Origin of the sequence: Vibrio genomosp. F10 str. ZF-129 (assembly GCF_000287055.2) — a bacterium.
Lineage (GTDB): Bacteria > Pseudomonadota > Gammaproteobacteria > Enterobacterales > Vibrionaceae > Vibrio.
This window is the reverse complement of the sequence record NZ_AJYQ02000103.1, coordinates 18,266-31,559: the sequence shown is the minus strand read 5'-3', so window position 1 is coordinate 31,559 and position 13,294 is coordinate 18,266. Positions and strand designations below refer to the sequence as shown.

Below are 13,294 nucleotides of genomic sequence, written 5' to 3'. Positions count from 1 at the left end.
ACTACTCCTTCACCCAAATTTCTTGTACGCGCTGTACTTGGTTAATACCGCTTCCACATAGGGTTGAACTCTCTACTTTGAAGAAGCTTTCACCGGCTAATGTGCCAATAGGTGTACAAACAGACGTTACCTGTGAACAATTCGCATGCTGTGACGCAAGCCCTTGCAGAGAGTTAGTAATGGCCGATGGCAGTGGCGCTGTGCAATTGGTCGCAATCGCGGAGGAAGCATTCAGTGGGTACATATAAGTGAGCACCAACTCATTGGCCGAATGAGAAAGCAACCACGCTTGAGTCCCAAGTGCATCGCGTGTTAGAGCATCATTGTTTGACCATTCCATTCGCGTTAATGCGGCGCCTAAAAAACCCATCACCACCAGCACGAATACGGCAATAATGTACAAACTGCCCGACTGTTTGCGTCGTCCATTCAGCATTTGGCTTTTGCTGGACAATCGGTTTCTATAGGACAATCGATTCTTATGGAACATTGAGCACCTGTATGTCTTGTTGGAAACTCGTGGTTTCTCCGTCATCAGAAAAGACCAGGTCAAGATGAACGACGCCGCCGCGCTGTAAAGTTGGTGCATCGTAACTGATGTCGCCACCGGTGACGCTATCTGCAACTTGAACACTGTTTCGAGTGATCGCAGAGCCGGCCGAGTTAAAACAATAAGTCACAAGGTCTTTATAAATATAGTGCCTATTTGCAATAGATTCACTCGCAAGAGGCTGAGTGAGTGTCACCGTGGTATTCGTGCCAGATAAAGGGATAGCGATATCGGTGTTGGTAAGGTCACTCTGTTGGCTTGGGTTAATGATCATAGAGAGGCCGTCATAACTCGCGGGAGGAGAATCATTCCCAACCAAGAATGACAGGCTGAGGTTATTAGCGGCAGAAACAGAATAGAAGCCTGAATACAAAATAGGGTAAAACGAAAGGCACTTGTCTGTGGCTCCTGAGACAGAAATGCTATTAGGAATTGAGTGTCTGACTTCACGCGATATTTTTTCCAACACAAATCGAGCTTGAGTTTGCATTCTCTGTCGGTCAACGGTATCGGAATAGCCTTTCATGCCCAGTTCGATAAAGCCTGCAATGCCAAGCACCAAAATAGCCCCGACGATGATCGTCATCACCATTTCAATGAGTGTAAAGCCGTTGCGCTTCATCAGTAATTTCCCTTATATCCGAAAAAGCGGTAATCGCCCCACTTTCCTGCTTGGATCTGTACGGTGATCTTTTTCATCGTCGTAATGCTGGTTGTGTCTGAAAAAGAGGTTGGGTCAACATACGTGGCTGCAACAATCACAGTGAAATTGTTGTATTGCGCTGAAATATCCGCCCCTAGAATATCGGTTAACGAATACGTTGGCGTAACACTTCCACACTCTGAGCTGTTGGCGCCTCTCCAGCAACCGATGTAGTCGTCGACGTCGTTAAAATCACTGGGCTTGGCTTCTGCTCCATCCTTTCCTAGAGCATCAAACGGTGTACAAGTTAAAGCACCACTAGCAATTTCTCCACAACGCACCGTTCCACCATCAAAATCACTGTTGTGGTCAAAGCCACGCGCTAAAATTTGGCTGAGCATACTTTGGCCCAAGGTGACGGCACGAGTTTGATATTGAACCGCCGCAGAACGTTCGATCTGTGGGTATAGAAAGCTGGTGAGAGCGAGCATCGCAAAGCCCATGATCACAATAGCAATCACGCTTTCTATGAGAGTGAATCCTTTGGGAAGCTTCATAAGCATGCTCCGCCATAAACATAACCTTGAGAGTTTATGCACACATTGGCCGCACTTTGACCTGCGGTAATGGCAATACTGACGCCACCACTGGCAGCGTCAAGTGGGTTGCCTAGCAGATCAAAAGTGATTTGGGAAACAGAAGGCGTAGTACTGAAGGCGACTTGATCGGCGACCACGAGATCACTCCGAGCACTTGGGTCACTTGCACTACAGCCGCTTGAACTACCAATACAACTGGCGTTCGCGGTGATTCGACTGCGAAGACAGAGCTCTTGAAGATCAGGGTTACTAGCGTCACTGCAATAGGTATAAAGATCAGGAATATTGGTTTGAATGCGATTGACTTGAACCTGGCGAATCACCGAGATGATCTGTTCTTGTGCGGTAAAGGCAGAAAAGCTTGAAGTACCAAGATAACGGCTTGTGGCGTACACCGAGACAATCGCTATCAATAAGATAACCACAATCAACTCAACCAGAGTAAAGCCTTGTTGTATTGAGCGTCGGTCGTCCATGAGTCACCTGAGCTTTGACAGCAATAAAATAAAAACTAAGTAATTAATATTATAGTAAAAGATAAGAAAGGTAATGTGCTAAATAGTGTGTTTATGACGGGCTTAAAAAAGGCCAGCGATGCTGGCCATTTTCAAATAAATTACTTACGGTGCTGGCGCTCCACAATCCGAACCAGCAACTCCTGGAATAACGGCTACTGTTGCGATTTGATCATTACCAGTACCTGTTGCTGCTGTATAGCGAACACAGCTATCAGTAAAACCAGCTAGACCTAAATCAATCCAAGCATTCGTTTGATCTGTTGCATCACCTTCTGCAGAAGCTAGAACCACAAAATCATCCGATAAATCTACAGACTGAACAATTCCACCTAAATTACCTGCATCGTTATCTACTGCAGTAGGGTAACCAAAGTTATGTGCTATATCATCAATGACTGTCCCAGGGTTGTCAGCATCTACAAATGCGGTATACCCCTGAGTTTCAATCCCATTAATAGCAGCTCTTCCGTAGGTGATTCCCATAGCACCGGCTACAGCTCCTCTCAAACCTTCCAAAGTGGCTTGGCGAGCATCATCTTGCAAATTCAAGAAACGAGGTGCTGCAGTAACCGCAAGAATACCCAAAATAACAATCACCACCACTAACTCAATCAGGGTGAAACCGCCTTGTCTTTTCATAGCCAAAATCTCTCTATTTTTCATTAATGCAGAGTTACTGCAAGGTTACGGTCACACGACCTGTTTCAATTTCATAAACAAACTCATGATTGGTACCACCTTCTTGCTGCACATAAGTACAAGTGTAGTCCGTGTCATTCGCTTGAGCAGAATACTTCACGTTAGAATCTGTTGCTGCGTTAGCCACCGTATCAACTTTTGGCGGGTTTTGTAACAAATTATCCATTAAATCAATACAATATTGATCTGAAAGCGTTGTAGGGAATGCACCATTACCGGTATTCAGAGCAAATGGGTAGCCATCGCGAAAACCGGTGTCTGTACCGTTGCTAGAACGAGAACGCGTTAGCCAGAATTCAACACCATCGTAGTTCACGGTGTTGTATTTTTCGTTACTAAGTGTTTCAGAAGGGCGAGCTTCCGCTTCCCATTGCGCGCGAGCAGACAATACCCCGGTAGCATAACCACCAGCGACGCCTTCAATACTGGCTTTTTTCGCTTCATCGGTCACATCTAAAAAACGCGGTAATGCGGCAACGGCTAAAAGCCCAACCACAACAATCACGACCACGAGTTCTACTAATGAGAAACCAGCTTGTTTATTATTCATCTTTTTACTCACTTAATTCGTATGGCGTATTATACGGTAATTTTTGTTACTTTCTATTAGTAATCTGTCAATTTTTACACTTGTGTTAGAAAATCGACGCTGACCGTAAAATTGCCATTATCTAACTGAATAACAATCACTTGATCACTGGCATAGAGATATCTACATTGATATTTCACACCTTTATCATGGCGTTCGACCGATTCACTATAAGCAGGCCATTGGCGATTTTCCGGGTATAACAATTGTAACCAAAATGCGCAATTCACCTGCTGATTTTGATCCAGCGGCAATACCCATCCTTGCTCACTCATGGCTAATTCACGGCCGTCTATAACAAGTTTAGATGGCTGCTTGTGCAACAACCACTCTTGTTTGTAAAAACTGGCGCGCTCAACCACTCTTTTACTTGCGAGCAATAGCGCTGTTTCGCTTGCTTCCTCATCGACGTTTTTCCATGCCAACATAAAACTCAGCACCAAAATGATCACCAGCAATAACCAAATAACAAACTGTGAACGAGCATTATCCACCAGCATGCTATCCCTTCATCGCATCTAACATGCCCCACATTGGCAAGAATATACCGAGCGCAAGAATCAATACCATACCTGCAACAATAACCAATAAAATCGGTTCTATTCGCGCGGTTAACGTCTTCAAATCGTAATCCACTTCACGGTCGTAAAAATCAGAGACCTCAAGAAGCAACTCATCAATTCGCCCGGTTTCTTCACCAACAGAAATCATCTGAATGACCAGTGGGGTGAATATATTGGCATTAATTGCCGTCGATGAAATGGTGGAACCGGCTTCAATCGAGGCTTTCATTTCCAGTAACTTTCTTTCTAGGTATTTGTTGTCCAATGCTTCAGCAGAAAGCGCGAGTGATTGATTCAGTGGTACCCCTGCTTTTAACATCAATGCAAAGGTTCTCGAGAACCTAGAGAGTAACGCTCGGTTGATCACATCACCGACTATAGGTGTTCGAATGCGAAATAAATCCCAACGTTCTCGGCCTGCCATTGTGTTATGCCAGGCTTTAAAAGCAAACAACAGCCCCACCATTACCCCGATCATTAAGGCCCAGTAATTGACGAAAAATTCAGACATCCCAATTAAAATACGAGTAGGCAAAGGCAAATCAACGCCAAACCGGCTGAACATGGTGGCAAACTGGGGAATCACTTTAAGATTGAGAATAAACAGAGCAACAAGAATGAAGCTGATAACAAACGTTGGGTAACGCATGGCGGTTTTTATCCGCTTACGTGTTTCCACTTCCTGTTCGTAATAACCTGCAAGTTGCAACAAGGCTTCATCAAGACGACCGGTATTTTCCCCGACGCTGATCATCGATACAAACAAAGAGCTGAATACTTTTGGGTGAAGTTGCATGGCACCAGACAAGCTACGTCCATTAGTGAGTTCAGCTGCAACCTCTTCTAACGCTTCTTTAAGTTGTTTATTCGCACAGTTTTGTGTCAACCCTTTCATCGACCTCAACAGTGGAACGCCCGCTTTCGTTAAGCTGTATAACTGACGACAAAAAATGACCAGTACATCAAGAGGAACAGCAGGAATAAACAATGTTTTTAAATCAAAGTCGAACGAAAAAGCGTCGCCACCCACCGTGATTGAAGTAGGAATAACCCCTTTATTCATGAGTGTCTCCGCCGCCAACTCTTCGTTTGCGGCTTCAACCTGCCCCGACGCTTTGCTGCCATCAAGGTTACGCCCATTATATTGATATGTTGGCATAGCTTTCCTGTATTAACACTTTCCTACATTAAAATCGCTTTATTGATGCCTGAAGAGTCACCTTCACTCAGATTCATCACTTCATCGATACTGACCACCCCTTGCAATGCCAGCTCCATCGCTGACGCAAGTAGCGGTTTATAGTCCTTGCAGTTTCTCGCGGCTTCAGCAAAACCAACCGCATCTTCGGAACGTAACGCGTCCATCATCGATTGCTCTAGCTCTAGCATTTCAAAGACACCGATTCGGCCTCTGTACCCTGTGAGGTTACAGTTCTGGCAACCACTTCCACGAGAAAAATGAGCATGTGCTTGGTTTGGAAAACGCACAGCTAACCATTGCCTTCTCGATTCGTCTACTTCGTCTTCTACTTTACAATCGGTGCAAATTTTGCGAACCAATCGCTGCGCGACCACGGCTCTGACGGCGCTTGCCACAAGGTAGCCTGGCGCCCCCATATCCATCATACGAAGTGCACTATCGACGGCATCATTGGTGTGCAAGGTGCTGAGTACTAAGTGCCCCGTTAACGCTGCTCTCAGCCCAATTTCTACCGTCTCTTGGTCACGCATCTCCCCCACCAGAATGATGTCGGGATCTTGACGTAAAAAGGTTCTTAATATGGTGGAGAAGTCCAAATTGATCTTTGGGTTCACTTGAACCTGATTGACTCTAGGTAAACGGTATTCCACCGGATCTTCCGCGGTAATGATCTTTTTACCCGGTTGATTGAGCTCTGACAACGCGCCATACAAGGTGGTGGTTTTACCTGATCCCGTTGGCCCTGTCACTAGGATCATTCCGTGAGGTCTTTTGAGTTGCTTACGCAATTTTTCTAAAAGATCCGCAGGTAATCCTGATTCTTCAAGTTTTCTGACGCCCGATGACTGATTCAAAAGACGCATCACCACCGACTCGCCATATTGAACCGGCATCGTCGACATACGAATGTCCACCGATTGGCCTTTAGTTCGAATATTAAAACGACCGTCTTGAGGTAAACGTTTTTCTGAAATGTCCAGATTAGCCATGAGTTTTAATCGCAGCACCAACGCGGAAGCAATGTTAACTTCGTTCAGCAGCGTTTCATGTAAAATACCGTCGATACGTTGGCGCAAACGCAGTACATTCGAATCTGGCTCAATGTGAATATCAGACGCCCCCATTTGAATCGCATCTTCAAACAGAGAGTTAATCAACTTAACAACGGTGACTTCATCACTGTCGCCACCTTCATCCAGATTGTTAATATCAAAAGCATCGTTGACCTGATGTTCCGCCTGCAATTGCTCGGCGAATGATGCGATCTCTTTGGTGCGGCGGTAGTATCGGTCAAACCCTTCAACCAATTGACTTTCAGGCGCGATCACAAACTCTAAACTGAAATTAGAAAGCTGACCAAGCAGCGCTTCTTGAGCAAATAAATCCGCAGGATCACTCATCGCAATGCGTACTGTGTCGCCACTGCGAGAAATCACGAGAGCACGTAAACGACGCGCGTGAACTTCCGGAAGCAGTTGAACCGCATCAACGTCGACATTTGCTCGGCTCACATCAATTAAAGGTAGAGCCAACTGTTGCGAGAGAAAAGTCAGCATCTGGTGCTCGGTTACGAAGCCAAGCTCAATAAGCATGGCGCCTAATTTACGGCCTGTGCTTTTCTGGGCTGCGAGTGCTTGCTCAACCTGACTCTCAGTAATAATGCCTTCTTCAACCAGCAAATCACCAAGACGTTTACGAAGTTTAATTTGCACTGCTGCTCTCCTTTATTGCATCAATCAATTTCAACCGTTCACGTACAAAAGTCTGAGACTGCTTTGAAAGACCGACTTTCGTGAGTGCTTGCTGATACGCGACTTTAGCCTCTGGCATGTTTGAATTTCGCTCTTGTTGAATCGCCAACCCCAGCCACCAGCGAGCGTTGGCACTGTCGGCAGAAACAAGCTGCTGATAGGTTTCCAATGCCACATCATCAAGGCTATTTTTTTGAGCTAACGCTGCCCTTAAAGACAAGTAATCCACACTCGGAGAATGATTTAGGTGAAGAAGAGGAGTGAGTGCAGCTTCTGGTTGTTGTTCTTTAATCAACAGCTTGGCGAGGGCAATCCGCAAGGCTTCACTGTCGTTATCGATTTTTATGCCATCTTGCAATATTTCAAACGCTCTACGAGTATCCCCCTTACCATAATATAAGGCCGCTAGCTGTTGTCGGCTGTTTTCATCTTTAGGAGTGTAGCGAAGTACGTCTTTGTAGCTGTTTAACGCTTCATCGATGTTGTTACTATCGATCGCTTTGCGAGCTCTGATCTCTGCTTTCTCAGCTAATTGAACTGGTGTCAGTTCGACTTGTTCAACAATAATGCCACCTTGCTCAACAGGCTCTGACTTGGTTGCCGCCTTCGAACTGACGCGAGAAGGGCTCAATGTATTGCTAGCCAGTAATATTGGCTTTTGAGGTGACGATTTGCTGACGACTGGCTTTGGGTCTTCGGGGGATTTAGACACCAATGCTTTAGAAACGGACGCTTTAGAAACGGATGCTTTAGAAACCGACGCGTCAGACGTTGAATTTTTAGCCACACGAGTTGAAGGCTGTTTGACCTTTGTTGTCGTTTTTTCAACGGCGGGGGCTTGATATATCGTGACCTTCTGAGCAGAGGTTTTCGTGGTCACTTCAGCGATACTTGGCACTGAGTTCGGTTCAAGGGCATCATTGGATTCCACTGCAACCGTGGTCGGTTCAGAGATCACCACTGAGTGATCTATCGATCGTTTTATAGAACGATCGATGGTTTCGGATTGATGCGATACCGCCCAGCCACCAATGGCGAGACTGATTGAAAAGCCACCAATAACCCAAGGTAAAACAGGGCGAGTTTTCACCTTATTAATTTGAGCTTTTTCAATCTTAACCGATGCACCCTGTTGTTCTTTATCAGCAAGTTCAGAAAGCGCTTGATTGATGGTACTCATTAGTGACTCCACCCCCATAAAATTGGGGCTTTAAATTTTGGTTTACAGCTATCAAACGTATCGTAAATAGCGCTATAAACATGGTGATTATTGACTTTTTCAGCCTTGTCGCCAAAAGCTAATATAAGAGTCTTGTGGCATATCTGATTGATCAGGCGAGGATTTCCATGGCTTGCCCGCCAAATCGCTTTCTTAATAGCAAGACTAAACACCGCTTCACTGGCCGCGCTTCGGGTTAAACGAGTATCAATATAAGCCACACTTTCATCCACCGATAACGGGCGTAACTTCGCATTGAAGGTGATGCGTTGACGAAACTGCCTTAAATGATGCTGCTCAAGCCTTTCATCCAATTCTGGTTGACCAATCAGGACAATATTAAGCAGCTTTGCCTGCTCTGTTTCTAGGTTTCCAAATAGGCGCAACACTTCTAGGGCTTCATCAGATAAAGCCTGCGCTTCATCAACAATAACCACAGTTTGCTTGCCCGATTTAGAAAGTTCGATCAACTTGGTTTGAATCTTATCAACAACTGACATTGAAGAGTGAATCTCAAGCCCCAGCTCAGCGGAAACCGCCAACCTTAATTCTTCTCCCGTTAGAACTGGGTTAGGTAAGTAAACCAGCTCTACGTTATCTTTTAGGTGATTGATCAGCATTCGACATACCATGGTTTTTCCTGAGCCCACCTCACCAGTCACCTTGATTACGCCTTCTCCCATATCCAGAGCCGCTGTCACCATTTGAATCGCTTCATAGTGCGGTTCTAACCCCAAAAACAAGCCAGTATTTGGGGTTAGATGAAACGGGTATTGGCTAAAACCAAAGTGGTCAAGATACATGCTTTACCCTGGAAATCGGTTATTCAGAATCTGGAAACCATTCTTGTAAAATATCACGTGAACGTTCGAGCTCTTTCTGCCATGTATTTACACCAACAACGGTTGGTTTCAGTAAGATAACCAGTTCGGTTTTCTGAGTAAGCTCGGTGGTATTTCTAAATAAATGTCCTAACGCCGGAATATCGCCCAAAAACGGTACTTTGGATACTTGATCAAAAGTGTTTGATTTCATCAATCCACCAATAACCACAACATCGCCATCACGAGCTCTGATGATGGAATCAGATTCACGAATCGAGCTTTGGGCCAATGGAAGGCTAATTGTGTTGCCACCATAACCAATCTCTTTCACTTGTTCTTTCACATCGATAACGGCTGGGTGAACATGCAACAGTACGTTACCTTCATCATCAATCTGAGGCGTTACATCTAACGAGATACCAGAGAAAAATGGTGTAAGTTCAACTTCTGGTGATGCTTCTGAATTATCACCACTGCCTACCACACTAGAAAAGTCGGTCACGTAATATTCATCAGTACCCACCTTAATCACCGCTTTTTGGTTGTTTGCTGCGGTAACTCGAGGGCTTGAAAGAACATTCAAATCACCTTGTGTGTCCATGAAGCTCAACACGGCTTCAAAGCTGCCATCAGAAACGGTTACATTTGTTTGTCCACCTAATAAGCTCCCGATCGCATCAAGCCCAGGTAGCGCTGATGAGCCAAGCCTATCAATCACCACTTTGCTGTCGCCGATGGAAATGTTGGACCAGTTAATACCTTGCTGGTAGCCATCATTTAAGGTCACTTCTAAAATCTTAGCTTCCAGAATAACCTGACGCTGTAGGCGCTCTTGAGAAACATTCAAAAAGTGCTTCACTTCACGGATGGCATCAGGGTAGGCACGTACTGTAATCACACTGGCTTGCGGAGTAACCACCACACTTTGACCTTCACCACTGCCAATTAATTGAGATACAGCGGCCTGTAGTTGTGGCCAAAAGTCACTTTCACTGATCGTTTCAATTTCAGTGCCGCCTTTAGAGCTTGTTGATGAACTTGTCGATGAAGATCCTGATGAGCTTGAAGAAGATGAACGATTAGATGAATTATCTGAAGACGATGAACCTGAATCCGTATTGGTAATCGTTCCCGTGGTGATCGAAGTCAGAGAGCGGCCTTTACGCTGCATCTGTAAGTAATCGACTGGTATAGTGACCGTGCGTATACCAGCTGGATATACCTGAATCACCTTACCTTTTCGTTCTACTTCGTAGCCATACATATCACGAACCACAGAAAGCACTTCATCTAAGGTGACATCAGCTAAGTTAACGGTGATATTTCCTTCGACTGAAGGGTGTATCGCTGCGCTGTAGTCGGTTCCTTTGACTAAACTGGCAAAAAAGGTACTGGCCTCAACGCCATCCGCTCGAACTCTAAAGCGCTTGACGTTCTGCGCTGAGGATAGGTTTACACCATCAATGTTTGGCATTAAATCTTGCTGCACAGAAGCAGGAAGATCATTGAGGCCTAAGCTATTGGCTTCATTAATGGCTTCGTTGATGGCGGCTTTTGCTTCTACTGGATCTCGATGGCCCATTGAGCATCCAGATAGAGATACGATAGCGATAGCAAGTACGATTTTACGCATAGAATTATTATTACCTTAATTCTTAATATCTAACGAAAAAAGCTCTAATGTCCAAAGCTTACTTCCACGTACCAAAGTCACTTTTTCATCAGTTATCTGACGGACTTGGTATCCATTTAATTTATCTCCGGTCTCGACAACACTATTGTTAAGAACGGCATTACATCGATTCACATGATCACATGCGATACTTTTGAGTGTCGGTAATCGGTAAACAACGGTTTTTTTCGCTGTCGAGGTAGAAGAATCTTTTTTTTGCCACCCTAACGGCGCCGTAGGGTCTTGGGCTGTGTTTTGATTCGGCTTGTCTGACACATTATCTGAAGCATTGACGGAATAGCCCAATACAGCGAGACTCAGTAACGTGATTTTCAACGACATCTTCAATCGTATTTTTAATTGAGTCTTTAATCTCATTGCTGGCTAGCCCCCTATAAACTCTTTACGAGCCCCTAAAGTGTAGACTTCCAAAATCAGTCGTGCTTCGGGGTACTCTTCCACTTGATATTGAAAACTGCGCCAATAATAATTGGCAGGCATCGCCTCAAGCGTTTGTAAGTAGGTGAGGATATCAAAAAATCGGCCTGTCATTTCAATTCGAACTGGGTGCAGATAGTAATTACCCTCTTTATCCTGTCCTTTTGCAATGGACTCTGCGCCTAGCGTTTCCAATGAAACCAGGTGAAGTTGCTTACTTTCAGACAAAACACCTTCCAACAGCAGAGTCATTTGAGAAGGTGAAATCAAAGTATCAATCACATCGGCTAACTCTTGCGATAAGGATTGACTCTGTTTCTGGAGTTTATTCAGCTCAATATCGATTTCTTGGTCTGGGTCTTTTTTCAGCTTAGCGGTCAAGACTAGGATCTCGCCCTGTAATCTCTGAATCTCAGATTTGGTTGCGACGTTTTGACGCGACAATTCATTATCCGTTTTCATTGCGGGTTCAAAGACAAATGTAAACATGACCAAGGCCGTGACGGCGAAGCCACCCAGTGTAATGAGCCACTTTTCTCTCTGGGAAAGATCCGAAAATTTAGCCTCTATTTTTCCTAATGCTTGCTTCATTATTTTACATCCTCCTGCGTTCGCAATTCGAATGTAATGACATCTTGTTCATTTCTGCCTATTTTCAGCTTTTCAAACGATCGACCTACCAAGTTAAGCTCTTCTCTAAACTGGTGAACCCAATTGGGCACCGTTTCAGCATTTTTAGCTAAACCTTGTAAATTCAGTTTTTGGTTGTCGATACGAATACTCACCAACGAAATATCATTCCTTCCAATATTCGCTAAAGAACCCATTACGCCTGCGTAACCTTGTCGCTGAGACTGATTGTAATCACCAATCGCATTTAATGAGCGGTTGTGCGATTGAATTTGATCTTTTAGCCTGGCAACAGCGGCCACTTTTTCTGGAGACGGTTTGTGCTTCTCTAACTGCTCTCTCAGCTTTTGAGCTTGCTGAGCCAGTTGTGCCGATTGCTGCTGCTGGAGTTTCAATTCTGCTTTTAACTGTAATGAACTGTAATGATAATAACCACTGCATGCTAAGAGCAGTGCTGCAACTAGAACCCAAGAGGTCGCAGCGTTTTGAAACGTAAAATACTGTTTTTGAGGACGCAAATGATCGGGGTAAAGATTAATGTGATCGCCCATCAAATGTGTAGCGGTAACCGCGAGAAAATCTCCAGACCCAATGAGTTCCGTTGATAATGGCTTAACTTTAACGTTTAATCGTTCGTCTAATGCTTCGGCTAACTCTTGCTGATCTTCTTCATCACAACTGGTGAAAAGCGTGTGTAAAGGCACACCTTTAAGCTGAGACGATAGGTAATCAATCGAACGCTGCAATTCCAAAGCCATGCCATCGAGCTGAAAATCGGAGCTTGCTGTTCCAGTTAATGGTGAAACGACATTACGAATAGTGCGTTGAAATACACATTTTCCTTCGTGAAACGCACAGATTTTATAACTGCCCTTAACACTGCGCTGCAACAACAAGTAACTGCTTAATTCAGATGAAGCAATGCCCCATACATCGTCTTCTGTCAGCACTTCATCTAAAGAGCATTTCTGCTCAGCCAAAAGATGAGTCAGCTCAGTAATAAGTGATTTTTTGATCACATAAGCTTGAGTTTTATTGCCACTAGGCAAAGTAAAGGCATCGGCAACAATGTCCGTTACTTTCTCTGTGACGAGATCTTTGAGCAAAAATGGCAGAGCAATAGACAGCTCTTCTTGAGGCACATTAGGGGTATCTATTTGAAAGGTTTGATACAGACTTGAATTCAGAACCACACTGACTGTGACATTTTCAACAGAGTGCGTTTTTAAGTGTGTGGCGAGGGCCTGCGGCCAATGTCCATGATCAAGCGCTATTTTCGGTAATGTGTACACCGAATGCTTTGAAAAGTAGATGGCATCAGGCTCCACTATCGCCAATAAGTTGGAGTGCTGCTTTTTTGTCGGTCTAAATTTATCTATGAGGGACTTTATATTCATC

The 13,294-nt window shown here is 44.6% G+C and carries 15 protein-coding genes; all 15 read right to left on the bottom strand.

Annotation, left to right across the window (positions count from 1 at the left end; translation table 11 throughout):
• Position 1: 1 nt before the first annotated feature.
• The 15 genes from A1QO_RS12245 to A1QO_RS12175 all read right to left on the bottom strand — a co-directional run bounded on the left by A1QO_RS12245 (position 2) and on the right by A1QO_RS12175 (position 13,293).
• On the bottom strand, positions 2-436 hold the full coding sequence (locus A1QO_RS12245; protein WP_017040233.1) for a hypothetical protein: 435 nt from the start codon (positions 434-436) through the stop codon (positions 2-4).
• A 43-nt stretch (positions 437-479) separates the two neighbouring features.
• Entirely contained in the window at positions 480-1,172 is a 693-nt protein-coding gene (locus tag A1QO_RS12240) for a PilW family protein (protein WP_017035382.1), read from the bottom strand.
• Positions 1,172-1,756 (bottom strand): prepilin-type N-terminal cleavage/methylation domain-containing protein, encoded by a 585-nt coding sequence (locus A1QO_RS12235; protein WP_017040234.1) that lies wholly within the window; start codon positions 1,754-1,756, stop codon positions 1,172-1,174. The genes A1QO_RS12240 and A1QO_RS12235 overlap by 1 nt, the downstream gene beginning before the upstream one ends.
• The gene (locus tag A1QO_RS12230; RefSeq protein WP_017038237.1) at positions 1,747-2,268 is read right to left on the bottom strand and encodes a pilus assembly FimT family protein; all 522 of its coding nucleotides are present in this window, start codon (positions 2,266-2,268) and stop codon (positions 1,747-1,749) included. Before A1QO_RS12230 ends, A1QO_RS12235 begins: the two co-directional genes overlap by 10 nt.
• Positions 2,269-2,412: 144 nt before the next feature.
• Positions 2,413-2,949, bottom strand: coding sequence for a type II secretion system protein (locus A1QO_RS12225; protein ID WP_017040235.1), 537 nt, complete (start codon positions 2,947-2,949; stop codon positions 2,413-2,415).
• A 34-nt stretch (positions 2,950-2,983) separates the two neighbouring features.
• A complete protein-coding gene (locus A1QO_RS12220; RefSeq protein WP_017035378.1) occupies positions 2,984-3,559 on the bottom strand; it encodes a prepilin-type N-terminal cleavage/methylation domain-containing protein in 576 nt (191 codons plus the stop codon).
• Positions 3,560-3,633: 74 nt separating this feature from the next.
• The gene (locus tag A1QO_RS12215) at positions 3,634-4,098 is read right to left on the bottom strand and encodes a hypothetical protein (protein WP_017040236.1); all 465 of its coding nucleotides are present in this window, start codon (positions 4,096-4,098) and stop codon (positions 3,634-3,636) included.
• A 1-nt stretch (position 4,099) separates the two neighbouring features.
• Positions 4,100-5,320, bottom strand: coding sequence for a type II secretion system F family protein (locus tag A1QO_RS12210; RefSeq protein WP_017038239.1), 1,221 nt, complete (start codon positions 5,318-5,320; stop codon positions 4,100-4,102).
• A 23-nt stretch (positions 5,321-5,343) separates the two neighbouring features.
• On the bottom strand, positions 5,344-7,074 hold the full coding sequence (locus tag A1QO_RS12205; protein ID WP_017040237.1) for a GspE/PulE family protein: 1,731 nt from the start codon (positions 7,072-7,074) through the stop codon (positions 5,344-5,346).
• A complete protein-coding gene (locus A1QO_RS12200; protein WP_017040238.1) occupies positions 7,064-8,293 on the bottom strand; it encodes a tetratricopeptide repeat protein in 1,230 nt (409 codons plus the stop codon). Before A1QO_RS12200 ends, A1QO_RS12205 begins: the two co-directional genes overlap by 11 nt.
• The gene (locus A1QO_RS12195) at positions 8,293-9,135 is read right to left on the bottom strand and encodes an ExeA family protein (RefSeq protein WP_017040239.1); all 843 of its coding nucleotides are present in this window, start codon (positions 9,133-9,135) and stop codon (positions 8,293-8,295) included. Before A1QO_RS12195 ends, A1QO_RS12200 begins: the two co-directional genes overlap by 1 nt.
• Before the next feature lie 19 nt (positions 9,136-9,154).
• On the bottom strand, positions 9,155-10,789 hold the full coding sequence (gene mshL / locus A1QO_RS12190) for a pilus (MSHA type) biogenesis protein MshL (RefSeq protein ID WP_017040240.1): 1,635 nt from the start codon (positions 10,787-10,789) through the stop codon (positions 9,155-9,157).
• A 15-nt stretch (positions 10,790-10,804) separates the two neighbouring features.
• Positions 10,805-11,170, bottom strand: a complete 366-nt coding sequence (locus A1QO_RS12185; protein ID WP_017040241.1) for a hypothetical protein — start codon at positions 11,168-11,170, stop codon at positions 10,805-10,807.
• 42 nt (positions 11,171-11,212) lie between these two features.
• Positions 11,213-11,857, bottom strand: a complete 645-nt coding sequence (gene pilO, locus A1QO_RS12180) for a type 4a pilus biogenesis protein PilO (protein WP_017040242.1) — start codon at positions 11,855-11,857, stop codon at positions 11,213-11,215.
• Positions 11,857-13,293: a hypothetical protein gene (locus tag A1QO_RS12175; protein WP_017040243.1), complete on the bottom strand. Its 1,437-nt coding sequence runs from the start codon at positions 13,291-13,293 to the stop codon at positions 11,857-11,859. Before A1QO_RS12175 ends, pilO begins: the two co-directional genes overlap by 1 nt.
• Position 13,294 lies beyond the last annotated feature (1 nt).